Below are 24,711 nucleotides of genomic sequence, written 5' to 3' on the forward strand. Positions count from 1 at the left end.
GCTACAGCTTGCCGGCCGGCTATCAAGGCAAATGCGGTTCAGGGGAGTTGTTTGCGCACGGACGCCTGTCGGCGTCAGCGTGGCGGATTCCAGGCGGGGTCAAGATGGAATGTGCGGGTTCCGCTCCCGCCGCGCCCGGCTCCGGAAACCGGGTAGGCCACGCTGACGATGCGCATACCGCCTGCCCCCTGCTGGAGCCCATATATGCCTTCCAGGCCGCGGTCACAGAACGCGGCGCCCGGGACGAAGAGCGCAACGCCAGCGAGCGAGGCCTGCAAGGCGAGTTTCGCGGCATTGCAACGCAACGAAATTTTGTTCTCCACGAGGTGCCTGGTGATGATCACGACCACAAGCAATCCGTAGACGAACGCATTGAAGGCAGCGAACCAGTAGAAGCCGGTGGCGTCCGAGGCGCGGTCTACAAGAAGGACCGGCAGCGAAGCTCCCATTGCAAGCACCACATAGGGAACAATAACGCGGGCAGGCAGCAGGTTTTTCGGGCCGCTGCCCTTGGGGGTAACGCGAAAATCGACGAACGACTTGGTCAGATAATCGCGGATCGACGACAGCGTGCCCGCCAGCACCCATGGCCAACGAGCGAAGAATGAGAACAACATTCCCTCCCAACTGATCGTCTTGGCGGTCAGTGGGCGCGACAGCCCGAAGGACTTCAACAGCATCACCAGCACAATCAGCGAAATCGAGTTCGGCGCATAGTATAGAAGGAAGTCAATATACGTCACATTGGCGAAATTCTGACCCGTAAGAAGCGCGTATACCGGCATGATGTACATGAGAAGCGAAAATACGGCGAAAAGCGGATACCAGAGCTGGCGAAACAGGAACTGGAATTTCAGCCGTGGCGATACCTTGGAAAGGTATATGGGCGAGTATTCGAGCATGATCGTCATCAGGCTCCGCGACCACTGGAACTCTTGCGTGACAAGATCGGCAAAGGTTTGCGGGCCGTCGCCATGGGCAATGGCGTCTATGGCATGCACACCGCGCCAACCAGCCGCAATGAACAGCATGGACGTCGAGTGATCTTCGGCCAGTTCCGGGCCAAGGCCGCCGACCTGCTTGAGCGCTGCGGTTCTCACGGCATAGTGCGAGCCGATACAGAGCGGCGTTCCGTCGCCCGTGTGGCCGGACTGCAAAGGTCCGTGGAACATCCCTTCCGGGAACAGCCGGCCGCGTGCCGACCAGCTTTCAGCGGCATTGTTGTCGCATATGCTCGGCGCCGATACATAGCCAACCGCCGGGTCGGCAAAGGCGACCAGGATTTCCCTGAGATAGGTTGGTGTCGGGACGTGGTCCGCGTCCATCTGAGCGACGAAGTGATAGCGTTCATAACCATAGTGGTCGTAGAAGAAGGCCAGGTTTCCCTCTTTGCAGCGCGTCCGGCGGGGCCACACCTTGCGGTGATAATCTTCCCGCCCGCGCCGCGTCGAAATCATGACGTTATGGGCATCGCACCAGGCAATCGTTTCCTCGGACGGGTCCTCGTCGGCCAGCCAGGTATCATGCGGACAGTCCTGCGCCAGCATTGCCTCGAGGGTTCGCGCAACCACGGAAAACGGCTCTGACGGAGCCTTGGTCACCACCATCGCGACACGCGAATGCTTCGGGATCGTGTGAAGCCTGGACGGCTTTTTCATCGCATGCACGTTCAAGAGAAAATACATCGGCATGAATGTCAGCCATACGAGCGTCAATGTCGCCAGCATGTATGGGATGACGTGTTCGATGTGCCCGGGCTGCAGCCACCAGAACCAGAAAAATCCGAACGTTACCGACCAGCAGGCAAGTCCCAGCTTCCAGATCCGCTTCTGGGCGGCCGACAGCACGGGCACCAGAAAAGGAGGCTTCTCCGCCGCCTTCCCCGGAGCTGCCCCACGCCCCCGTTTCGGCATGGTCTTACTGCCGATGATCCCCACGTCCGCGGAAACACTCATACACTTAACGCCGCCACCCGAGCATCAGCCAAACGACGGCCGATGAGCCTAACCCAGCAGCAGAATCCGCTCAGGCATCCTTAGAGTCAACTAAATTAGTTATTTCTTAACTATGGTTCTTCAGAACTGGTTAAGGATAGTCCGGTGGAACAGTTTCCACCGACCAGCACGTGAACGATGAGCCGCAAATTTTTCAGCGCTGGAGAATTCGCCGGCCAAAGCTGTCCGGCAAGGATCGAACTTTGAGAGCAGCGTTAACCATGTCGCGCGCATATGGTTAAGCAACCGTTAATTGCACTTGACTCTTGGTCGCGACCGGCTCTTAAATTAGCCAGGGATGATATATCGGGATATTGACGCGAATTTGTGAGTATCGCGGCGAACTTTCTCTCGAGCGCCCCCTGTATAGGGCCTTGAGAGATAATTTTTTGGGTGGCTCTGTGTCAGGTTTCGCACATCCGCCAACGGGTCGCTCCGAAATCCCGCAGATTCTGCAAATAGAGCCGATCGGTTTTGGGTAATCGTGTCGATCAAGCATCGATGCGCACGGGCGAAGCCTTAACTTCCGCAAGAGGTTGGGGCCATGGGAGATCGACATGAAACACTCCACAGTAAAAGCACTTGCAATCGCGCTGGCATTGGGCGGAAGCGCCGCGTTCCCCACGGCAGGAGGCGCTGGCTCAGTAGCCGCGACGGACCCCGTCCAGACGAGCAGCGCCGCCTCGGTGTTCGGATCCTACGATCCCTACGGCGACTTCAGCGCCGACAAGAGTGCCAGCATCGAAGAGCTGTTCCTGCCCTGGGAAGACGTCGACCTGTCGACGCTACCACTCGCTGACGCCTATGCGCTGCAGCGCGGCCGTTCGCTGCTGATCACGGTTGAGCCGTGGACCTGGTCCAAGGACTGGCGCATCACCCCGCCCGAATTGCGCGACGGCATTTTGAGCGGCAAATATGACGCCAACATGCAGGCGATCTGCGACCTGGTGGGACAGATGAAGAGCCCGGTGACCATTCGCTGGGCGCAGGAAATGGAAGACAAGAACGGCCGCTTCACCTGGGCCAACTGGGCTCCCAAGGACTGGATCTCCGCTTACAAGCGCGAAGTCGACATCTGCCGCAAGGCTGCCCCCGCAGCCAAGTACATGTGGTCGCCCAAAGGCGAAGAGGGTTTGGAAAAATACTACCCCGGCGACGACTATGTCGACGTCATCGGCCTGTCGGTGTTCGGTCTGCAGAAAAAAGATGATGACGAGACCGGCCGCGACCGCACCTTCGCTGAGCTGCTGAAGCCCGGCTATGACCGCGTTGCAGTGTTCAACAAGCCGATCGTCGTTGCGGAACTCGGCTATGTCGGGAAGCAGGACTATGTCTCGAAATGGCAGGAAGATTCCCGCAAATCCTACGCGGAGTTCCCGGCGCTGACTTCGGTTGTCTACTTCAACCAGAAGGAAGTGTGGCCGTGGCTGGGTGGCTATGGTCTGCCCGACTGGAGGGTGACCCAGCACGTCCTGCCGTAGACGCATCGTGCTGATCGACCCCGACGCGATCGGGATCGACTTCCAATCTCCTTGTTTGATCGTGATCCATCCCGAACCAGCGGTTCGGGATGAGGATTGAGGCGTAAATCAGTCTGTGGAGAAGTTTCGTGAAGCGGGTAGTGGGAAATTATCTTGGAGCGGCATTCGCCTGCTCCGTTCTTGTTCTTGCCTTCCAGGCTCCTGCGACAGCCAAGACGGCGATGAAAATCGCCGAGCAGGCTCAAGAGGCCACAGCGGTTCCTGACGAAGGCGTCTACCAGATCTATCAGAACCATTCGTGGTTGTGGGGCAAGAAGGGCGCCGGCTTCTTTGCCGTCAAGCAGAGACAGTTCGAGTCCTGGACCCACGACAAAGGCAAGTCGGGCTATGGCGACGGCATGTGGTTCATTCCCGGCGGCGGCAAGCTGTGCTGGCGTGCGCAATGGCACGGTTCCTGGGGCGTGAAGGGCTCGATGACCTGCTTCGAGCACCGCCAGGCTGGCAAAGTAATCTACCAGCGCAAGGCTCCGGATGGCGACTGGTATGTTTTCAAGAGATTGAAACACGGCGACTACGTCACCCGGAAACAGAACCGGATCAAGGCAAGACTGTAGGATCGAGTCATCCGCCACAAGCGGCTGGTCTACGCCTTGCGCTCCCAGCGGCGATCTGGCGTCTGTTGCCAGTAGGTGACGTCGTGGCCAGCGCTCTTCATCACCTTCCAGTGTCCTCGCGCCGCCTCGAGCTGGGCGGCATCGTGGCCATCGAACAGGAACACCGCGCGCTCGTAGCCGCCAAGGTCAGGCGGCACCGCGCCGTCGACCAGGAACCTTATCTTGGCGTCGTTGGGATTGCCGTCGCCGGTGGTCAACAGAATCGGCTGTTCGCCGGGATGAGCTTCACGATCGGTTGCGTGCGCCAGGAACGAATCGTCGCGGAAGGTCCAAAGATGCTGGTCGAGCGCATCGCGGCGTTCCTCGGTGCCTGTCTGCACCACGGCGCGCCAGCCACGGTCGACGCTGCGCTCCAGGAGGCCTGGCAGCGCATCCTCCAGCGTCGATTCGGTCAGGTGGTAGAACAGAACGTCGGCCATCGCTTCAGCCTATAGTGATTGAACCCGTTCACTGCTCATAGTTATCGCGCACCAGCCGGTCGAGCAGCCTGACGCCGAAACCGGAACCCCACGACTGGTTGATCTCGTTCGACGGCGCCCCCATCGCCGTGCCGGCTATGTCGAGATGAGCCCATGGCGTGTCCTTGACGAAGCGCTGCAGAAACTGCGCCGCGATGGTGGCGCCGCCAAAACGGCCGCCGATGTTCTTCATGTCGGCGTTCTTGGAATCGATCAGCTTGTCGTATTCGGCGCCGAGCGGCATGCGCCACAGCCGTTCCTGAGTCGCCTGCCCCGCCACCGACAATTTTTCGGCCAGTTCGTCATTGTTGGAAAACAGGCCGGCATAATGTTGGCCGAGCGCCACCATGATGGCGCCGGTCAGCGTCGCCAGATTGACCATGAATTTCGGCTGGAAGCGGTCGTTGCAGTACCACAACGCATCGGCCAGCACGAGGCGGCCCTCGGCGTCGGTATTGAGCACCTCGATGGTCTGACCCGACATCGAAGTGACGATATCACCGGGACGCTGGGCATGACCGTCGACCGCATTTTCGACCAGTCCGATGATACCGACGACATTGGCTTTCGCCTTGCGGGCCGCCAGCGCATGCATCAGGCCGGTAACGGCGGCGGCACCGCCCATGTCGCCCTTCATATCCTCCATGCCCGAGGCCGGCTTTATGGAATTGCCGCCGGTGTCGAAAGTGACGCCCTTGCCGACGAAGGCGATCGGGCTGTCCTTCGGCTTGCCGCCGTTCCACTGCATGATCGCCATGCGGGCGCCGCGTGGCGAGCCTTGCGCGACACCGAGCAGCGAGCCCATGCCGAGCTTCTTCATTTCCTTCTCAGCCAATATCTCGACCTTGACGCCGAGTGCCTCGAGTTCCTTGGCGCGGGCAGCGAACTCGACCGGCCCAAGCACGTTTGCCGGTTCGTTGACGAGGTCGCGCGCCAGAAGGACGCCGTCGATCACCGCCTCGGCATCGGCGAAGGCCTTCTTCGCAGCGGCCGGATCGGCGGTATGGATGGTCACCTTGACCGGCTTCTTCGGCTCTGCCTTGCCGTCGTCCTTGTCCTTCCTGGTCTTGTACTTGTCGAAGGAATAGCTGCGCAGGAGAATGCCCGCGGCAAGGCTTGCCGCGTCCTTCGCGCTCGGCGAGGCGCCGACCACATCGAGGACTACCGCTACCTCGGTCGCCTTGCGCAGCGACGCGGCAACGGTGCCGCCAAGCTTCAACCACGCATATTCGTCCAGTCCCGACACCTTGCCGGTGCCTATCGCCACCAGTCTGTCGAGCGACGCTCCCTGCGGGGCCAGAACTTCCACCGTGCTGGCGAACTTGCCGGTGAACTCAGCCACGGGAAAAGCCCGCTCCAGTGTCTTGCCGGGATCACTGGGCTTGGCGACGTCGCTCAGGCCGCCCTCATCCGCCGCGAGCACGAAGACCGTGCCCTTCTTGTTCACCGCGCTCTGGGACCCGGAAAATTTGGCGAAGGCGATCGACGGTCTTTGATTCATCATGTCCTGCTTTCAGGGAATGCGCGACTTTTGGGGAAGCGGTTCGAAACGATGCGCGACATTTGGTCGTTTTCCGGCATTTGGCAAGACTTTGCCGATTTGGCATCCCATATGACCTATGGAATCGATGACGATTCGTCGCGGCACGGCCCCGCTTTTTGCCGCAACTTGTTGTTAACCATCGATGTTCGCCCTTTCTTATCCATTCCCGCCGACACTCCGCCCAGCCGGGGGGCGTGATGTGGGACAGAACCCGGATAGACCATCTGATGAGCCAGTTGTGCAGGCGCTGCCGGACAGCTACCTTGTTCGGCGGCATGATGCCGTTCGAAAAAATCGAGAAAAGCCTTCATGAAGGTCGTTGAACGCTACATCATGCGCCGCGCTTTCGTGGTCTTCATGGCCGCTCTTGTGTGGACGCTGGCGATCGTATGGACGACGCAGGTGCTGGCAAAGATCGATCTGGTCACCGACAGCGGCCAGTCGGCGCTGACCTTCTTCGAAGTCGCCGCCCTCATCCTTCCGTCCATCATCCCGATCGTGGTGCCTTTTGCGCTGGTGGTGGCGGTCGCTCAGACACTCAGCGTCATGAATTCGGATTCCGAACTTGCCGTCGTCAACGCCGCGGGGGCCTCGCGCTGGACGATCGTGCGGCCGATCATGTTGCTGGCGCTCGCCGCAGCCGTTTTTTCCTTTGCCGTCGACAACGGCATCGATCCTTACGCACGGCAGAAGAACCGGGCCCTGGTGGCGTCGTCACGCGCGGATCTGTTGTCGCTGATCATCCAGGAAGGCACCTTCCGCAAGATCGACGACGGGTTGTTCCTGCAGGTCGGCGAGCGCCTTCCCAACAATCGGCTGGGCGGCATTTTCGTCGCCGATTCGCGCGAAGAAGGCGTCAACCTCGTCTACTACGCCAAGACCGGCAGCATCATCGAACGCGGCGGTGAAAAGGTGCTGATGATGAATGACGGCGTCATCCATCGCAAAACGCTGACCGGCGATCTCTCCGTCATCCGCTTCACCTCCTATGCCTTCGACATGTCGGCCTTCATGGCGGCGGCTTCAGCGGTGACGCTCCTGCCCAAGGACCAGACGACGCAGTACCTGCTCAACCCGAGCGCCAACGACAAGTATTATCAGCAGAGCCCCTACGAATACCGGGCCGAAGTCAACCAGCGGTTCTCGGAATGGACCTATTCCATGGTTTTCGCGCTGATCGCGCTTGCGGTCGCCGGGGATGCGCGCTCGCACCGCGAGGCGCGCGTCAATCCGCTGATCACGGCGATCACGATATCGCTGTTCGTGCGTTGGCTGGGCTTTTTCGCCGCCAGCAAGGCGGATGAGATCCCGCAATATGCCTATATGGTCTATGGTGTGCCGATCGTGGCTTCCGCGGTGGCGATCTGGTTCATCGTCTCGAACCGGACACTGGAACTGCCCGTGACCTGGGCGGACTGGATGACAAACTTCGCCTCGCGCATCGCTGACAGCTGGAATGCTTTCAAATTGCGTTTGTCCAGGCGCGGCACATCAGGGCAAGGGGTCGGCTGATGGGCTGGACACTGGGCCGCTATTTCTTCTTCCGCTACGTGACGATCACCATCTGGTTCTTCATCGGCCTCCTGGCGCTGGTGTTCCTGATCGATTTCACCGAGCTGTCCGGCCGCACCACCGGCCTGCCCGGCTTCACCTACGGCACGGCGGTAGCCATTTCAGGCCTCCGTATGCCGATGATCATGCTGCAGACGGTGCCGTTCGTCGGTCTCTTCTCGGCGATGGCGACGCTGGTGTCGCTGAACCGGCGCTACGAGCTGGTCATCGCGCGTTCCGCCGGTGTTTCCGCCTGGCAGTTCCTCTTGCCCTGCTGTATCGGAGCCTTGCTGTTCGGCGTCCTGTCGGTTGGCGTCATCAATCCGCTCGCCGCGCACGCATTCTCCTGGTCCGAGCAGATCGAAACCCAGCTGCGTTCCGGCAAATCGAACAAGGTCTCGGCCGATGCCGCGCCCTGGATCCGGCAGAAAACCAGTTCGGGGGACACCATCATCGGTGCGCGGGCCATCCTGAACCAGGGCCTGGAAATGGCCGATGTCGTATTCTTCATTCTCGACCCGCAAGGCAACATCGTCGAGCGCAAGGATGCTGCCCGTGCCTTCCTGCGCGACGGCTATTGGGAATTGCAGGACGTCAAGACGTTCCAGAACGGCACGATCCAGGCATCGGCAACCGATCGCGTACCGACCAATCTGAAGCCCGAATTCGTGCAAGAGCGGCTGGCGCGCCCGGAAACCATCCCCTTCTACGACCTGCCCGGAAAGATCGAGGTTGCCCGCTCCTTCGGCCTCAAGGCAAATGCCTTTGCCATGCAGTTTGATTCGCTCGTGGCGTTGCCGTTCCTTCTCGTCGCCATGACGCTGATCGCGGCAACGGTTTCAATGCGATTTGCTAGGATGGGGCAGTCGGCGACGATGATTCTGGGTGGCATCATCGCTGGCTTTCTGCTTTATGTCGTTTCGGTTCTGGTGAAGGCATTCGGCGTGGCGGGATTCGTGCCGACTGTCGTAGCCGCCTGGGTACCGGTCATGGTGGCTATGTTCTTCGGGGTGACTTTCCTGCTATACAAGGAAGACGGCTAGTGAGGGAGGCGTTTTTGCCCAGCAACAGGCAGGCCGGTTTGGCGCGCCTCTATGCGGCGACCGCCTTGGCGTGCGTGCTTGCCTACGCCGTTCCGGCACCGGCGCTTGCGCAGGACGTCGGCGACATGGCGACATCGGTTCCATCCGGCTCGCAAATGCTGCTGGCGGCCGATACGCTGGTCTATAACAACGACAATCAGACCGTGACCGCCGTTGGCGGCGTGCAGATCGACTATGGTGGCAATCGCCTTGTCGCCCAGCGGGTCGAGTACAACCGCAACACCAAGCGAATGGTCGCAAGCGGTAACGTCGAAGTCATCAACAGCGACGGCACCAAGATCAATTCGCAGCATATCGACATCACCGATGACTTCGCCGACGGCTTCGTCAACGCGTTGCGGGTCGAAACCATCGACAAGGCCTATTTCGCCGCCGAAAGCGCCGAACGCATGGGCGGCGTGCTGACCACCTTCCACAATGGCGTCTACACCGCCTGCGAGCCGTGCGAGGATAAGCCGGACAAAGCGCCGACCTGGCGCGTCAAGGCCAAGAAGATCATCTGGAACGGCGAGAAGAAGACGGTTCGCTTCGAGAATGCGAATTTCGAGTTCTTCGGTTTTCCGCTTGCCTATCTGCCTGCATTCGAAATTGCCGACCCGACGGTGAAGCGCAAGAGCGGCTTCCTGATCCCGAGCATCATCTACAAGAGCGATCTCGGCGTCGGCGTGAAAGTCCCCTATTATCTTGCATTGGCGCCGACCTACGACCTGACCGTCACCGGCACCGGCTATACCAAGCAGGGTTTCCTCGGTGAGGCCGAGTGGCGTCAGCGCTTCAACAATGGCGAGTACAGCTTGAAGATCGCCGGGATACACCAGCAGAATCCCGACGCTTTCCTCGACACCACTGCCTTCCCCTCCAGCTCTGGCCACAACGTCAATTCGGGCAGCGCCGGCGATCCCAACAAATTCCGCGGCATGATGGGTACCCAGGGGCAGTTCGCCATCAACTCACGCTGGAACTTCGGCTGGGACGTGCTGCTGCAGACCGACAAGAATTTCTCGAACACCTACGGCATCGAAAAGTACAATAGCAGCGTCCACCAGTCGTCGGTCTACTTGACGGGTCTCAACGGCCGCAACTATTTCGACGTGCGCGCCATGCATTTCGATGTGCAGGAAGATACACCTGACGACAACGCCTCTGCACGAAGCGGACAACAGCCCTGGGTGCTGCCGTCGCTCGACTACGCCTATATTCCTGATGCGTCGGTGGCCGGCGGCCAGCTGTCGCTCAATGTCAACGCGCGTGTCATCCGCCGCGACGATGTCGATGAGACCTTCGTCGAGCCCTACAATGCCCTCACTCCCACGCAGCGCGTCCGCGGCATCGAAGGCGAATCGGGCCGTCTCACCGCCGAGGCCGAGTGGAAGCGGAGCTTCGTCACCGATGGCGGGCTGGTGCTGACGCCGTTGCTCGCGCTGCAGGGCGACGTCGACTACCTCAACGCGTCGTCGGCTTCGCTGGACGCGATCGACAGAATGGCGACGCATTTGGGCGAGCAGGACGACATGCGCTCGTCATTTGCCCGTTACATGGCAACCGCCGGGCTTGAGATGCGTTGGCCGGTGCTGTTTTCCATGGCCAGCGGGTCCAGCCATGTCATCGAACCGATGGCACAGGTCTTCATGCGTCCGAACGAGCAATATGTCGGCGGCCTCTCAGTGCCCAACGAAGACGCCCAAAGCATGGTCTTCGACGCGACCACCTTGTTCGAACGCGACAAGTTCTCCGGTTACGACCGCGTCGAAGGCGGTTCGCGCGCCAATGTCGGCTTCCGCTATTCCGGCTCCTACAACAATGGCTGGGGCACCAATGCCATTTTCGGCCAATCCTATCAGATTGGCGGCGAGAACTCGTTCGCCGCGCCGGATTTGGTGAATGTCGGCGCAAACTCCGGCCTCGACACGACCAAGTCCGACTATGTCGGCCTGTTCGGCATCAACAGCCCCAACGGCTTCGCGGCCTCGGTCAGCGGCCGTTTTGACGAACAGAGCTTCGAGATCCGCCGCGCCGAGGTGAAGGCCGCCTATTCCGGCCTGCCTGTGTCGCTGAGCGCCAAATACGCCTTCATCCAGGCCCAGCCGCTGTACGGCTTCACCACCGACCGCCACGAGGTCACGCTTGGTGCATCCACGCATCTGGCCGAAAACTGGCGCGTCTTCGGCACAGGAACCTACGACCTGCAGCAGAGCCTGCTGGTCAAGGATGGCGTCGGCTTCGCCTACAACGATTCCTGCTTCACTTATTTGATGACCTACTCGCAGTCGCGCGATCTGAACACCAGGGAGGTGTCGCAGACCATCGGCTTCAATCTGTCGTTCCGCACCCTCGGCGATTTCGGCTCGTCGACCAGTGCCGTCGACACGATCCAGTAACAATCGGCGACATCGTTTCGCCGCATAGGGCTGGCACGGATTTCGCGCACCTGGAAAGATCAAATTGGGCGGGACCGGGATAGAATTGGGATGCCAACGATGAGGAAATACCTCTTTTCAGCAGGTTTCGCGTTGCTCGTGGCGGCGACGTCCGTGTCGATCACCGTAATGGCGCCGCCAGCTTTCGCCAGCGAGATCAAATACGTCGTCAACGACATTCCTGTCACCACCGGCGACATCGCCCATCGCGCCGCTTTCCTGAAGCTGCAGCGCAAGAAGGGCGATGCCGGCCAGGAAATGATCGACCAGACGCTGCGTATGGCCGAGGCCAAGCGGCTTGGTATCCGCATCAGCGACGCCCAGGTCGATGCCGCGTATCAGCGCTTTGCCTCGAGCAACAAGATGCAGCTCAGCCAGCTCGACGGCGTCATGGAGAAGTCGGGCGTCACCAAGAGCCACTTCAAGGAATTCATCCGCGCCCAGATGGCCTGGAACCAGGCCTTGAGCGCGCGCTACCGTTCCGGCGACGGCACCGGCGCCGTCAGCGAACAGGATCTCGTCAGGAAGATGCTCGAAAAAGGCGGCGCCAAACCGAGCGCCACCGAATACATGCTGCAGCAGGTCATCTTCGTGGTGCCGGCGGCTGAACGCAGCGCGACGCTGGGCAAACGCAAGCGAGAGGCCGACGCCATGCGCGCCCGCTTCAACGGCTGCAACACGACGCGCGAATTCGCCAAGGGCCTGATCGACGTCACCGTTCGCGATCTGGGCCGGGTGCTGGCGCCGCAACTGCCGCCGGACTGGGCCGAGCAGATCAAAGCTACCAAAGTCGGCGGTGCCACCGTCACGCGCGAAACCGAACGCGGCGTCGAATTCATCGGCATCTGCTCGTCGCGCGAAGTGTCCGACGACAAAGTTGCCCAGATGGCGTTCCAGGCCGAAGGCTCCGGCGGCGACAAGGATGCCGACGCGCTCAGCAAGAAATATGTCGACGAGCTGAAGGCAAAAGCCCGCATCGTCAAGCGCTGACGTGGGCAACGCAGTGACTGCGCTCGCGTTGAGCGCCGGCGATCCGTCCGGCATTGGGCCGGAGATCGCCATCGCCGCCTTCATGGCGCGTGAAGCTGCCGCCCTGCCCCCCTTCTACCTGCTCGCCGATCCGGCGCTGATCGCCTCCCGGGCGCGCCTGCTCGGCCTCTCGCTGCCGATCGCCGAAGCCACCCCGGCACAAGCGGCGCAGGTCTTTGCCCGCGCCTTGCCGATCGTTCCGCTGGCTGCAGGCTGCATCGACAGCCCCGGCCAGCCGGATCCGGCCAATGCGGCCGCCACGATCGAGGCCATCGACCGCGCCGTCGCCGATTGCCTTGCCGGCGAAGCCTCGGCCGTGGTCACCTGCCCCATCGCCAAGAAGCCGCTCTACGATGCCGGCTTTCGCTTTCCCGGCCACACCGAATATCTGGCGCATCTGGCGGCTCGGCACAGCGGCGTCGAGGCGATGCCGGTGATGATGCTGGCAGGACCCGACCTGCGCACCGTTCCCGTCACCATCCACATAGCGCTGGCCGAGGTGCCGAAGGCACTGACCACCGAACTGATCGTCGCCACCGCGCGCATCACCGCTGCCGACCTTGCCGGCCGCTTCGGCATCGCCAGGCCACGGCTGGCGATTGCCGGGCTCAATCCACATGCCGGCGAAGGCGGCGCCATGGGCCTCGAGGACGAGCGGATCGTGCGCCCGGCGGTCGACATCCTGCGCGCCGAAGGCATCGACGCTTTCGGCCCTTTGCCGGCCGACACGTTGTTCCATGTCCGGGCGCGGGCTGGTTACGACGCGGCCCTTTGCATGTATCACGACCAGGCGCTTATCCCGGCCAAGGCGCTGGCTTTCGACGAGGCGGTCAATGTCACGCTCGGCCTGCCCTTCATCCGCACCTCGCCCGACCACGGCACGGCCTTCGACATCGCCGGCAAGGGTGTGGCGCGGCCCGACAGCCTGATAGCGGCGCTGAAGCTTGCCCGGCGGCTGGCCGACACGAACACCAAGGCGGTTGCCGCATGAGATCTCGGGCATGAGCATCGACGGGCTGCCGCCGTTGCGCGAGGTGATCGAGCGTCATGGGCTGCAGGCGAAGAAGGCGCTCGGCCAGAATTTCCTGCTCGACCTCAACCTCACCGGCAAGATCGCCCGCACCGCCGGCGACTTGTCCGATGCAACCGTCATCGAGGTCGGCCCCGGTCCCGGCGGGCTGACCCGCGCCTTGCTTGCCAACGGAGCGCGCCAGGTGATCGCCATAGAGCGCGACGAACGTTGCCTGGCTGCTCTTGCCGAAGTGTCCGACCACTATCCCGGCCGGCTGGAGGTTGTTTCGGGCGATGCGCTGAAGACGGATTTCACGGGCCTTGCCGGTCGAGCGACCGGCAATGGCGGCCCGGTCAAGATCGTGGCCAACCTGCCCTACAACATCGGCACGGAGCTGCTGGTGCGCTGGTTGACCGTCAGCGACTGGCCGCCTTTCTACACCTCGATGACTTTGATGTTCCAGCGCGAGGTGGCCGAGCGCATCGTCGCTCCCGCCGGCAGCGACAGCTATGGCCGGCTGGGGGTCCTTGCCGGCTGGCGGACGGAGGCGAGGATCGCCTTCGACGTACCGCCACAGGCATTCACGCCGCCGCCAAAGGTCACCTCCTCGGTGGTGCATCTGGTGCCGCGCCTGACGCCCCTGCCCACCGAGGTGAAGAAACTCGGCCGCGTCACAGAAGCCGCCTTCGGCCAACGTCGCAAGATGCTGCGGCAGAGCGTGAAGAGCCTCGGCGGCGAGGCCCTGCTCGACCGCGCCGGCATCGATCCGACACGCCGCGCCGAGACGCTCAGCGTCGAGGAGTTTGTAAGGTTGACAAACGCGGTGTAAGAAGCTGCCGGTCTGCCCCCTCGTGGGGGAGATTGGCGCTTCACCGCCTCAGCCCGTCTTCTCGTCCAACAGTCCCGAGACGAAATCGAACAGGCCTGGCCGGCGGTCGCGTCTCAGCCGCTCGGCGACGACGATGCCGCGCACTTCGGCGAAGGCGCGGTCGAGGTCGTCATTGACGATGACGAAATCATATTCCTTCCAGTGCTCGATCTCGTTGCGGGCGTTTTTCAACCGCGTTTCGATCACCGCTTCCTGGTCTTCGGCGCGGCGCTTCAGCCGTGCCTTCAACTCCTTCATCGACGGCGGCAGGATGAAGATCGAGACGATGTCGGCGCGCATCTTCTCCTTGAGCTGCTGGGCGCCCTGCCAGTCGATGTCGAACAGCATGTCGCGCCCTTCAGACAGCGCCAGTTCGGCAGGCTCGCGCGGTGTCGCATAGCAATTGCCATGCACCTCGGCCCACTCCAGCAGCGCGTCTGAATCACGAAGCCGCTCGAATTCGCGCATCGTCCGGAAATGATAGTGGACGCCTTCGATCTCGCTGCCGCGGCGCGGCCTGGTGGTGACCGAGACCGACAGTTCGAGGCTGGAATCGCTTTCCAGAAGATTGCGCGCGATCGTCGACTTGCCGGCGCCGGACGGCGACGACAGGACGAGCATCAGGCCCCGGCGGCGAATGCGGGACCCCAAATCCTTGGCAACCATCGGCTACTCCAGATTCTGGATCTGTTCACGAAACTGGTCGACCACCGCCTTCAGGTCCAGCCCGATCGCGGTGATGGCGGCGGCATTCGACTTGGAACACAGCGTATTCGATTCGCGGTTAAATTCCTGTGCCAGAAAATCGAGCTTGCGACCGACCGCGCCGCCGCCCACCAGCAGTGCCCGGCCGGATGCGACATGCGTTTTCAGCCGGTCGATCTCTTCGCGAATATCGGCCTTGGTGGCCAGGAACGCGGCCTCCATGTGCAGTCGGGTGGCATCCAAATTGGCGGAAGCGTCCATCAGCAGCCTGACCTGCTCGGCGATGCGTTCCCGGATCACCGCGGTCTCGCGGGATGGATCCACTTCTGCCCGCAGCGTCAGCGCCTCGATTGTGTCGATATGACCCGACAGCAGCAAAGCCAGCGCGGCCCCTTCGCCCTGCCGTGCCTGTTCAAGCCCGTTCAAGGCCACTTCGAGCGCGGCCATGATCGCGGCATCGAGCGCGGCCCTCGCCTCCTCGGTTTCGACAGTTTCGGGAATGTCGAGCACGCCGCGCAGCGACAGCAGTCCATCCGAGGTCGCCGCAGCAACGCCGAACTGCTCCTGCAGCCGCTTGGCGAGCCCGGCCAGGTCCTTCAGGAAGGCTTCGTTGACGACCGGCTGCGCCTGCGCGCCGACGGCACGGCCGATGGTCAGCGTCGCCTGAAAATTGCCGCGTGCGAAACGTTTCTGAAGTATCTGCCGGACAGCCGGTTCCAACCGCTCGAAGCCTTGCGGCAGCCGCAGCCGTACTTCGACGCTCTTGCCGTTGACGGACTTGACCTCCCAGGCGATCGAAGTGCCTTCGTGCTCGGCGACGGCGCGTGCAAAACCGGTCATGCTCTGCAAATTCATATCGCCCCACACGTCCCTGGCACATTGCCCCGAACCGGCTTTCCGGACAGAGCAAGTGCTGCTTGAAAATGACTGCGCCGCAGGCGCGTCGAAATCGGACGCGCGGCGCTCTTGCAAATGTCAGGGCGTCGCCTGTCGGGCAACGCCTTTCTTCATTCTACTGGGCAGCGCCCGCGTCACCGCCGCTGTCGTCGGCACCGTCAGCCGGCGCACTGTCGGCCGGCCCACCGTCCGCCGGCTTGACGGCATCGCTGTCGCCGCCGCCGGTCGTCTTGGCGGCTTTGGCGACGTCATCCGCCTGCTTCTTCTGCAGAGCGCGATAGCGGGCGACATTCTCGTTGTGCTCGTCCAGCGTCGCGGCAAAGACGTGCCCACCGGTGCCGTCGGCGACGAAATAGAGGTCGTCGGTCTTCGATGGGTTGGCCACCGCCTCCAGCGCTGCACGACCCGGATTGGCGATCGGCGTCGGCGGCAAGCCGTTGATCACATAGGTGTTGTAGGGGGTCTGTTTCTGGATATCCGACTGGTAGATCGGCCGGTCCGCCGGCTTTCCCTTGCCGCCGAACAACCCGTAGATGATGGTCGGATCGGATTGCAGGCGCATGCCCTTGGCAAGCCGGTTCAGGAAGACGGCGGCAACCCGTGAACGCTCGTCACCCTTGCCCGTCTCTTTCTCGACAATCGAAGCCAGCGTGACGAACTCTTCGACGTTGGCCAGCGGCAGGTCCGGCGCGCGCCGCTGCCAGACATCGTCAACCAGTTTCTTCTGATCCGCAAGCAGCTTGTCGACCATCTGCTGGCGTGTCGCGCCGCGCGTGAAGCGCAGCGTGTCGGTGGCGAGGCTGCCCTCCGGCGGCGTGGTTGCCGGCATGTCGCCGCTCAAGGCAGTCTCCTCGGCGATGCGCTGCAGTGCCTGGTCGACAGTCAGTCCTTCAGGGATGGTCAGCGAATACATCACCGACTTGCCGCTCTTCAGAAGCTCCATGATATCGCGCATGGAAGCCCTGGGCTTGATCTCGTACTCGCCGGCTTTCAGCGCCGAATCATTGCCGAAGGCGCGCACGCCAAGGCGGAATACCCGGGCATCGCTGATCAGCCCGCGGCGTTCGAGCTGGTCGGCGATATCCTGGACGCCGGTGTTCGGCTTGACCAGGAAGGTATCGCCATTAGCGGAGGGTCCGGGCTCGGTGAATTCCTGCTTGCCGAAATAGACCGCGACGCCGGCCGCCAGAACCACCAGCATCACCGAGGAGATGACGAAGTTCATGAACACGACGACCTGGCTGCGTGACGCACGCGAGCGCTTCGGCGGCGGCGTGCCGGCCTCTGGCCGCAACGCCTCGCTGGCCGTTTTCGGCACGATCGGTCCGGATGTTGCCGACCGTTGCCCGAATTCTCCGTTGCCTGCCGGATTTGTGTTCATTTCGCCCTACCGTTTGATCGCCCAACGAATCCCCAGCGGCAGAGTAGAGGCGAATATGGCAAAATTGACGGCACGCCAAAGCGTCGCCCGGCAGCCGGACGATCAGCCATTGTAGCGCTGGAAGACCAGCGACGCATTGGTCCCGCCAAAGCCGAACGAATTGGACAGCGCCACGTCGATCTGGCGGGCACGCGGCTTGTTCGGCACCAGGTCGATCGCGGTTTCGCGTTCGGGGTTGTCGAGGTTGATGGTCGGCGGCGCGACATTGTCCCTGATGGCAAGGATCGAGAAGATCGCTTCGGCGGCACCGGCCGCCCCAAGCAGATGGCCGATCGACGACTTGGTCGACGACATCGAAATCTTCGATGCGGCATTGCCGACAAGCCGCTCGACAGCGCCGAGCTCGATCGTGTCGGCCATGGTCGAGGTGCCGTGCGCGTTGATGTAGTCGACGTCGGCAGGCGTAAGCTTGGCCCGGTTGAGTGCCGCCGTCATGCAACGGAAGGCACCATCGCCATCCTCGGCGGGCGCCGTGATGTGATGCGCGTCGCCGGTGAGACCATAACCCGTCACCTCGGCATAGATCTTGGCGCCGCGCGCTTTGGCATGTTCGAGCTCCTCGAGCACGACAACGCCGGCGCCCTCGCCCATGACGAAGCCGTCGCGGTCGCGATCATAGGGGCGCGACGCCGTTTGCGGCGAATCATTGCGTTCCGTCGACAGTGCCCGGCATGCGGCGAACCCGGCGATCGACAGCCGCGTCACCGGCGCTTCGGCGCCACCGGCGACCATCACGTCGGCATCGCCCCACATGATCAGCCGGGCAGCATCGCCAATGGCGTGCGCGCCGGTCGAACAGGCCGTGACGACGGCATGGTTCGGGCCTTTCAGCCCGTGCCGGATCGAAACCTGCCCGGAGACGAGATTGATGATCTGGCCCGGGATGAAGAAGGGGCTGATGCGGCGCGGGCCGCGTTCCTTGAGGATCATCGCGTTCTCGGCGATGCCCTCGATGCCGCCGATGCCGGAGCCGATCAGGACGCCGGTGGCGCATTGCTCTTCATGCGTCTTGGGTTCCCAGCCGGAATCCTTCAGCGCCTCGTCGGCGGCGGCAATCCCGTACAGGATGAAGTCGCCGATCTTGCGCAATTCCTTCGGCTCGAGCACGGCCTCGGGATTGAAGGTGGCATTGCTGCCGTCACCACGCGGAATGACGTGGGCGATCTTGCAAGCAAGGTCCTCCACCTCGAACTCGGTGATGCGCTTGGCAGCGCTGCGGCCGGTCAGAAGCTCCTTCCAGCTGTGCTCGAAGCCCATGCCGAACGGCGACAGCAAGCCAAGGCCCGTGACGACGACACGCCTCATCGCAGGTCCTCCCCGGTGATGACTGCAGAAAGCGTCAGGCCGAAGCCTTGTCGATGTACTTCACGGCATCGCCGACGGTCAGGATGGTCTCGGCCGCGTCGTCGGGGATCTCGACGCCGAATTCTTCTTCGAACGCCATGACGAGTTCGACCGTGTCGAGGCTGTCGGCGCCCAGATCATCGATGAAGCTCGCCTGCTCCGTCACTTTGTCGGCATCGACGCCAAGGTGCTCGATGACGATCTTCTTGACGCGCTCTGCGGTGTCACTCATTTGGGCATCCTCGTCTTTTGTTTGTCTGTCTTCGTTAGCGGGCAGAATGCCGCTAATCAAGCTGAAAGATGGTCCTGCCGGAAACGCAACGACTACGGACCGATTTTTGCCCGAACCGCCGGGTTGCGGGCCGCATTACACGAAAAATAGCTGAGGTCCAAGCCGAAATGGTCTCTTTACACAACCCGCCGGCGTTGCTGCAGAACCTCGTTCAAATCATAGCCATGCCGCCATTTACGTGGATGGTCTGGCCGGTGACGTAGGCGGCTTCGTTGGAGGCGAGATAAGCGACGGCGGACGCGACTTCGACGCTGGTGCCCATGCGCCGCGTCGGGATCGCCGCCATGATCGCCTCTTTCTGCTTGTCGTTGAGCTTGTCGGTCATTGCCGATTCGATGAAGCCTGGTGCAACGCAGTTAACGGTGATGTTGCGGGTGGCGATCTCCTGCGCCAGCGACTTGGAGAAGCCGATCATGCCGGCCTTGGAGGCGCAGTAATTGGTCTGGCCGGGGTTGCCGGTCACGCCGACCACCGAGGTGATGTTGATGATGCGGCCATGGCGGCGGCGCATCATCGGATGGGTGAGTTCGCGGGTGAGCCGGAAAACGGCGGTCAGATTGACCTCGATCACGCTGTCCCAATCGGCATCCGACATGCGCACGAACAGCCCGTCCTTGGTGATGCCGGCGTTGTTGACCAGGATGTCGACGCCTTCGAGATCGGCCTCGGCTTTCTGGCCGAGCGCCTTGACCTCGTCACGGTTGGACAAATTGGCCGGGAACAGCTTGACCCGGTCGCCAAGCTCGCTAGCCAGCGCCTCCAGTTTCTCGATGCGGGTGCCATGCAGGCCGACGATCGCGCCTTGCGCATGCAGCATCCGGGCGATCGCCTCGCCGATGCCTCCCGATGCGCCGGTGACGAGCGCCTTGCGGCCAGTCAATTCGAACATTTTTGTCTCCTGATTGAGAAGAGAACACCCCTTTGCAGGGAATGGGATCAAATGGGGCTTTATGCAAGCGCTGCTAGCGTCGCCTCGACCTCAGCCGCTGAGCCGACCGACGCAGTGGCGATGTCGCGGTTGATGCGCCGCGCCAATCCCGAAAGCACCTTGCCGGCGCCAATCTCGTAAAGCGTGGTGACGCCATTTGCGCCGAACCACTCCACGGTCTCGCGCCAGCGTACGCGGCCGGTTATCTGCTCGACCAGGCGGCGGGCGATCTCGTCCGGATCGCTGGTCGGGCTGACCGTGACATTGGAGAGGACGGGAACGACCGGCGCATTCTTTGTCACACCGGCGAGTGCGTCGCGCATGACGTTCGCGGCCGGCGCCATCAGCGCCGAATGGAAGGGCGCGGACACCTGCAGCATCAGTGCGCGCTTGGCGCCTTTCTCAGTGCACAGTTTCGCCGCCAGTTCGACCGCGGCCCTGGCGCCGGAAATGACCAGTTGGCCGCCGCCATTGTCGTTGGCGATCTGGCAGACGGAGCCTTTGGCGGCTTCCGCGCAGGCGGCTTCGACATCGGCCTGTTCCAATCCGATGATCGCCGCCATGGCGCCCTCGCCGGCCGGCACCGCCGCCTGCATGGCATTGCCGCGGATGCGCAGCAGCCTGGCGGCATCGGCAACCGAAACGAAGCCAGCGGCCGCGAGCGCCGAATATTCGCCCAGCGAATGACCGGCGACATAGGCGACCTTGCCTTTCAGCGAGAAGCCGCGCGATTCCAGCGCCCGGATCGCGGCCAGCGACACCGCCATCAGCGCCGGCTGCGCGTTGGCGGTCAGCATCAACGTCTCTTCCGGCCCTTCCCAGATCAGCTTCGACAGGTTTTCGCCGAGCGCGTCGTCGACTTCCTGGAAAATTCTGCGCGCCTCGGGAAAGGCGTCGGCGAGATCCTTGCCCATGCCGACTGCCTGGCTGCCTTGTCCAGGAAAGGTGAATGCAACGGCCATGCGCGGGCTCCCAAGGGCTGGTTTTGCTTGCCTGATAGACGAGTTTTTCTTGCCTGTGACGCAAGGCAGGCCGCCAAGTCAAGCCCGGTTCGACCCTGCTCGACGGCAGCTTCATCCGCCGAGTGCCTGTTCCGAAAGGCTTTTTGGCGATCACTCCTGATGAAAACCGCTCACGATTCGTTTGCTGGCTCTTCTTATTTTGGCCACAGGCGCTAGCTTTGCGTGACAATTCCATGACAATCGAGTGACGTGCTTGTCGCTGGGTGGGGAAGTTAAAGTGGCAAAGAGTTACAAACGCGCCGGCAAGGCCGCGCCACAGTTCCTGGAAGACGACCCCTCCACCGGCTATCTGCCGGGCAGGAGATGGCCGGTCGTGCGCTATGGGCTGATCAGCCTGGCGATCGCCGCCGTCCTGGTGTTTGCCATCGAACTGATCGTGCGCGGCGACTTTGCCGGCACGGTCTCCTTCTTCCTGCAGCCGCTCAAGCCGGGCTGGACCACCATCGTCGTGTTCGCGCTGATCCTGATCGGCCTCGATGCGGTGCTGGGCCGCAGCCATCAGAGCCTGATGATCGTCGCGCCGCTGACGCTATCGCTTGCCTTCGTCGGCCACCAGAAGTCGCATTATCTCGGCGATCCGCTCTATCCGACCGATTTCCTCTATGCCCGCCAGATCTTCGCGCTGTTGCCGCTTTTGGTGCGCGACCGGCCGATGACCGCGCTCGCCATGGTCGTCGGCATCGTCGCCGGCCTGTCGCTGCTCGTCTATGGCTGGCGGATGTGGCGCCGCAAGGTTCCCGCACTCAGCCGCAAGGGACGCCTTGCGCGGCTGACGCTGGCAGTGCCGCTGCTCGCCTTCTTCGTTTCGATCATGGACTATGCCACCTTCTCCTGGACCAGGGACCGGTTGCAGATCATCCCGATCATGTGGGACCAGAAGGAAAACTATGCCTCCAACGGTTTTGCGCTGGCCTTTGCGCTCAATGTGCCGATGGCGCATGTCTCTGCGCCGCCGGGCTATTCCGACAAGGCGATCGCGGCGATCGCCAGGCCCGATGTGACCGCCTCGGTGCCGGCCGAGAAGCCTGACATCATCATCGTCATGAGCGAGTCCTTCTGGGACCCGACCAAGCTGCCCGGCGTCACCATCACGCCCGATCCGATCCCCAATGTGCGGGCGCTGCGCTCCGGCTCGATGTTCTCGCCGGAGTTCGGCGGCATGACCGCCAATATCGAGTTCGAGGCGCTGACCGGCTTCTCCAACGCGTTCCTGCCGGCCGGCAGCATCCCCTACCAGCAATATGTGCGCACGCCGACGCCGTCGCTGGCAACCTTCCTCAAGAGCCAGGGTTATCGGGCGCGCGCCATCCATCCGGGCACCAACTGGTTCTGGAACCGTGGCGCGGTCTACGCCGATTTCGGCTTCAACGATTTCAAGTCGGAAGAGACGCTGCCGCCAATGCAAAAGCGCGGGCCACTGGCATCGGATGCCGCGATGACCGACGAGATCATCAGCGAGGCCGACGCCAGCGAAGAGCCGGTGTTCTTCTTTGCGGTCAGCCTGCAAAACCACGGTCCCTACGAACCGAACCGCTATTACAGTCCCACGCACAGGGTGCAGGCGCCGATCAGCCAGTGGGCGCGCGAATCGCTGCTCAGCTACGCCGAAGGCTCAGCCGATGCCGATCGCGGTCTCGAACGCCTCGTCGAATGGGCAAAGACACGCTCCCGCCCAACCGTGATCGCCTTCTTCGGCGACCATCTGCCGCCGCTCGGGCCGGTCTATGTCGAAACCGGCTTCCTGAAGGACAATGTCGCGCCGCGCAAGGAAGCGTCGCCCGAGGCTGCCCTCGAGCATCATGAGACGCCGCTGGTCATCTGGTCGAACCGCACCGGGCCAGCTGAGCACATGGGCGCCGTCAGCCCGGCCTTCCTGCCCTATCATATCCTGAAGACGGCCGGCATCAGCCATCCCTACTACACCGGCTTCCTGGGCGAGATGAGCGAACACTACCGTGTCGTCGACCGCAATTTGCTGCTGACGCCGGCTGGCGAGGCCACGCCCGATTGGGCGCGGCAGAAGGAGATCGATCCGGCGATCCGCGATTTCCGCCTGCTGCAGTACGATATGATGTTCGGCAAACGCCACGCGGCGCCCGACTTCTTCCCCGAAACGGTCGACAAGATTGTCGCCGCGCATACGAGTTGAGGCCAGCGATTCCCTCGGAGCCTGCTGGTCCGTCTCGGTTCGCGTGTTCAGTTGGTCAATTGCAGCTTCGTGAAATTGTTGGCGATCTGAAGGAACACGTTCGGCAGTTTGGTCGGATCGTTGACGGCATAATAGTTGCTCGGATCCGAGGCGCAGGCGCTGTAAAGCGCACGGTTGGCTGCGGTGTCGGATTGCAGCACCATGGTGTAGATCTGCACGCCCTCGTTCTTCAATTGCGTGCAAACGTTTTTGGTCCAGCCGTCGACATTGCGCGCAGCGGTCGTCTGGTTGTCCGATCCGAAGCGGCCGCCAGCCAGATAGCCATAGGATGTGTAATCCGACTTTGTCGATTCTTGTTCGCTGGCGCCATAGACGACGTTCTCGCCGTCGGTGAGCAACAGCACTATCTTACTGATCCCAGGCGTCTTCCACGGCGCTCCGTCGGTGTAGGGCGCGGCAGGCGACAGCACGCGCATACCCCACGACAGGCCCTCGGAGACATTGGTACCCGAGCCATTCCACTCGGTCATCTGACTGGCCGCCTTGCGCAGCTTGTCGAAATCGTCGGTCAGGGGGACCACCGGGGTCGGACACGCACGGTTCGGGCCGACAGTGATGGGAGAGCCGATCTCGGTGATGAGTTCCTTGGCGGGCGCAACATATTTGGCGATCTTTTCCCTGGCATCCCTGTCATCGGGCGACAGAAGTTCAATGAGATTGCCGAGCAGGTTGCTGAGATCGATGCCCAGAATGTTGATGCCCGACTGGGCAAGCCTGGTTTTGTCGCTGACATCGTTGAGATAGGAGTTGTTGTAGTATTTATCCGAATTGCCATAGGAGCCAGACGGCTTCTGGGCGTCTTCGGGATCATCCGGCGCAAAGTAGGGCACGAACAGCGTGTCGGGCTTGGCCGGGTCGGGTGGCGTGTCGGAGATATTGTAAGCGCCTGGCCGCGCCTCGACGCAACCTTTCCATCCGGTGCCATTCCATCCGGCATCGGCCCATCCGGTCTTCTTGAGCTGTTTGAAAAGCGCCATGTGGTTCGGCCGCTTGCCGTCGATGACGGGAAAATTGACGCCGTTGGTTGAGGACTTGCCGTCCATGTCGATCCAGGACGGGTCGAAGCCGTCGCCATTGACGTTGACGGCCGTCACGAAAGGAACCAGCGAGGCGCGGATCTTGCGCGTTGGCGATTTCGCCGCTTCGAGCGTGTCGAGCAACGATTTTGTCGCCGTCCTCAGCGCCGTCATCCGCGCGCCGGCCATCGAGCCGGTGTTGTCCAGCACCAGCACGACTTCGAGCTGGTTGTTCGATTCGACCGCCGAGGCATCGACCACGATGTGCTTGCTGTCGCCGAACAGGAAGGCGAAGTTGAGATGGACGTCCGCCGAGGCAACCGCCTTGGTCTTGACGAAGTTGACGCCCTTGTCGACAGTCAACGTCGCCTGCGCATTGTCGAGCTCGCCATGACCGACGATGTTGGCCTGGAAATAGCGGTTGAAAGCGTCATTGCGGGTGATGTCGAGATCGCCAAGGTGCGAAGAAGCAAGGTTTGCCGAATCGAGAGCGTTCTGCAAATTGCTCTTGGCCCGCATAAGGGTCGAGACATCGGTTGCGAAAGCGACTGCCGTCAGGATGACCGGCAAACCCAGTCCCAGCACAAGCGTGAAATTGCCGCTCTTCGAGCGCCAGAATTTGTTGAGAAGCATCCTTACCCCCGGAAATGCTTGCCGCTTTTGCGCGGTTGTCCGGGCTTTTGCGCCTTCCATGATGAATCGACCGTTGACGGCCAGGCTTCAACTC

The 24,711-nt window shown here is 62.1% G+C and carries 20 protein-coding genes; 9 read left to right on the plus strand and 11 right to left on the minus strand.

The window, feature by feature from the left end; all coding sequences use genetic code 11:
- Positions 1–74: 74 nt before the first annotated feature.
- Positions 75–1,955, minus strand: a complete 1,881-nt coding sequence (locus tag EN955_RS12310) for a cellulose synthase catalytic subunit (RefSeq protein ID WP_024504307.1) — start codon at positions 1,953–1,955, stop codon at positions 75–77.
- Positions 1,956–2,551: 596 nt separating this feature from the next.
- Between EN955_RS12310 and EN955_RS12315 the strand changes: the two genes are divergently transcribed.
- Both EN955_RS12315 and EN955_RS12320 read left to right on the plus strand, forming a co-directional pair.
- Complete coding sequence (locus EN955_RS12315; protein WP_024504308.1) at positions 2,552–3,475, plus strand: glycoside hydrolase family 26 protein; 924 nt, start codon at positions 2,552–2,554, stop codon at positions 3,473–3,475.
- 128 nt (positions 3,476–3,603) lie between these two features.
- Positions 3,604–4,089 (plus strand): DUF995 domain-containing protein, encoded by a 486-nt coding sequence (locus EN955_RS12320; RefSeq protein ID WP_013532503.1) that lies wholly within the window; start codon positions 3,604–3,606, stop codon positions 4,087–4,089.
- Between the two features lie 29 nt (positions 4,090–4,118).
- Here the strand turns inward: EN955_RS12320 and EN955_RS12325 are convergent, their stop codons facing one another.
- Both EN955_RS12325 and EN955_RS12330 read right to left on the minus strand, forming a co-directional pair.
- Positions 4,119–4,568: a DNA polymerase III subunit chi gene (locus EN955_RS12325; protein WP_013532504.1), complete on the minus strand. Its 450-nt coding sequence runs from the start codon at positions 4,566–4,568 to the stop codon at positions 4,119–4,121.
- Between the two features lie 28 nt (positions 4,569–4,596).
- Positions 4,597–6,108: a leucyl aminopeptidase gene (locus tag EN955_RS12330; protein WP_024504310.1), complete on the minus strand. Its 1,512-nt coding sequence runs from the start codon at positions 6,106–6,108 to the stop codon at positions 4,597–4,599.
- Between the two features lie 351 nt (positions 6,109–6,459).
- Between EN955_RS12330 and lptF the strand changes: the two genes are divergently transcribed.
- The 6 genes from lptF (at position 6,460) to rsmA (ending at position 14,091) form a co-directional block, all read left to right on the plus strand.
- Complete coding sequence (lptF, locus tag EN955_RS12335; RefSeq protein WP_013532506.1) at positions 6,460–7,662, plus strand: LPS export ABC transporter permease LptF; 1,203 nt, start codon at positions 6,460–6,462, stop codon at positions 7,660–7,662.
- The gene (lptG, locus tag EN955_RS12340; RefSeq protein WP_024504311.1) at positions 7,659–8,744 is read left to right on the plus strand and encodes an LPS export ABC transporter permease LptG; all 1,086 of its coding nucleotides are present in this window, start codon (positions 7,659–7,661) and stop codon (positions 8,742–8,744) included. The genes lptF and lptG overlap by 4 nt, the downstream gene beginning before the upstream one ends.
- The gene (locus EN955_RS12345; RefSeq protein WP_024504312.1) at positions 8,744–11,182 is read left to right on the plus strand and encodes an LPS-assembly protein LptD; all 2,439 of its coding nucleotides are present in this window, start codon (positions 8,744–8,746) and stop codon (positions 11,180–11,182) included. The genes lptG and EN955_RS12345 overlap by 1 nt, the downstream gene beginning before the upstream one ends.
- A gap of 90 nt (positions 11,183–11,272) precedes the next feature.
- The gene (locus EN955_RS12350; RefSeq protein WP_024504313.1) at positions 11,273–12,211 is read left to right on the plus strand and encodes a peptidylprolyl isomerase; all 939 of its coding nucleotides are present in this window, start codon (positions 11,273–11,275) and stop codon (positions 12,209–12,211) included.
- Position 12,212: 1 nt separating this feature from the next.
- A complete protein-coding gene (gene pdxA, locus EN955_RS12355; RefSeq protein ID WP_024504314.1) occupies positions 12,213–13,241 on the plus strand; it encodes a 4-hydroxythreonine-4-phosphate dehydrogenase PdxA in 1,029 nt (342 codons plus the stop codon).
- Between the two features lie 10 nt (positions 13,242–13,251).
- Complete coding sequence (gene rsmA, locus EN955_RS12360) at positions 13,252–14,091, plus strand: 16S rRNA (adenine(1518)-N(6)/adenine(1519)-N(6))-dimethyltransferase RsmA (protein WP_024504315.1); 840 nt, start codon at positions 13,252–13,254, stop codon at positions 14,089–14,091.
- A 48-nt stretch (positions 14,092–14,139) separates the two neighbouring features.
- Here rsmA and gmk read toward each other — a convergent pair whose 3' ends face one another.
- The 7 genes from gmk to fabD form a co-directional block, all read right to left on the minus strand.
- Complete coding sequence (gmk, locus tag EN955_RS12365) at positions 14,140–14,796, minus strand: guanylate kinase (protein ID WP_013532512.1); 657 nt, start codon at positions 14,794–14,796, stop codon at positions 14,140–14,142.
- 3 nt (positions 14,797–14,799) lie between these two features.
- Positions 14,800–15,690, minus strand: coding sequence for a YicC/YloC family endoribonuclease (locus EN955_RS12370; protein ID WP_013532513.1), 891 nt, complete (start codon positions 15,688–15,690; stop codon positions 14,800–14,802).
- Positions 15,691–15,847: 157 nt separating this feature from the next.
- Positions 15,848–17,113 (minus strand): endolytic transglycosylase MltG, encoded by a 1,266-nt coding sequence (gene mltG, locus EN955_RS12375; protein ID WP_024504316.1) that lies wholly within the window; start codon positions 17,111–17,113, stop codon positions 15,848–15,850.
- Positions 17,114–17,215: 102 nt separating this feature from the next.
- Positions 17,216–18,478: a beta-ketoacyl-ACP synthase II gene (gene fabF / locus EN955_RS12380; RefSeq protein ID WP_013532515.1), complete on the minus strand. Its 1,263-nt coding sequence runs from the start codon at positions 18,476–18,478 to the stop codon at positions 17,216–17,218.
- 34 nt (positions 18,479–18,512) lie between these two features.
- On the minus strand, positions 18,513–18,749 hold the full coding sequence (locus EN955_RS12385) for an acyl carrier protein (protein ID WP_006203723.1): 237 nt from the start codon (positions 18,747–18,749) through the stop codon (positions 18,513–18,515).
- 211 nt (positions 18,750–18,960) lie between these two features.
- Positions 18,961–19,698 (minus strand): 3-oxoacyl-[acyl-carrier-protein] reductase, encoded by a 738-nt coding sequence (gene fabG / locus EN955_RS12390; RefSeq protein WP_024504317.1) that lies wholly within the window; start codon positions 19,696–19,698, stop codon positions 18,961–18,963.
- 59 nt (positions 19,699–19,757) lie between these two features.
- Positions 19,758–20,699 carry an ACP S-malonyltransferase gene (gene fabD, locus EN955_RS12395; protein ID WP_024504318.1) on the minus strand — a complete coding sequence of 314 codons (942 nt, stop codon included), beginning with the start codon at positions 20,697–20,699 and terminating at the stop codon, positions 19,758–19,760.
- A gap of 277 nt (positions 20,700–20,976) precedes the next feature.
- Between fabD and EN955_RS12400 the strand changes: the two genes are divergently transcribed.
- Entirely contained in the window at positions 20,977–22,908 is a 1,932-nt protein-coding gene (locus tag EN955_RS12400; RefSeq protein ID WP_024504319.1) for an LTA synthase family protein, read from the plus strand.
- Positions 22,909–22,955: 47 nt separating this feature from the next.
- Here EN955_RS12400 and EN955_RS12405 read toward each other — a convergent pair whose 3' ends face one another.
- Positions 22,956–24,617 carry a pilus assembly protein gene (locus tag EN955_RS12405; RefSeq protein ID WP_024504320.1) on the minus strand — a complete coding sequence of 554 codons (1,662 nt, stop codon included), beginning with the start codon at positions 24,615–24,617 and terminating at the stop codon, positions 22,956–22,958.
- Between the last annotated feature and the right edge of the window lie 94 nt (positions 24,618–24,711).

The sequence above is a fragment of the Mesorhizobium sp. M7A.F.Ca.CA.001.04.2.1 genome (genome assembly GCF_003998485.1).
Taxonomy (GTDB): Bacteria; Pseudomonadota; Alphaproteobacteria; order Rhizobiales; family Rhizobiaceae; genus Mesorhizobium; species Mesorhizobium ciceri.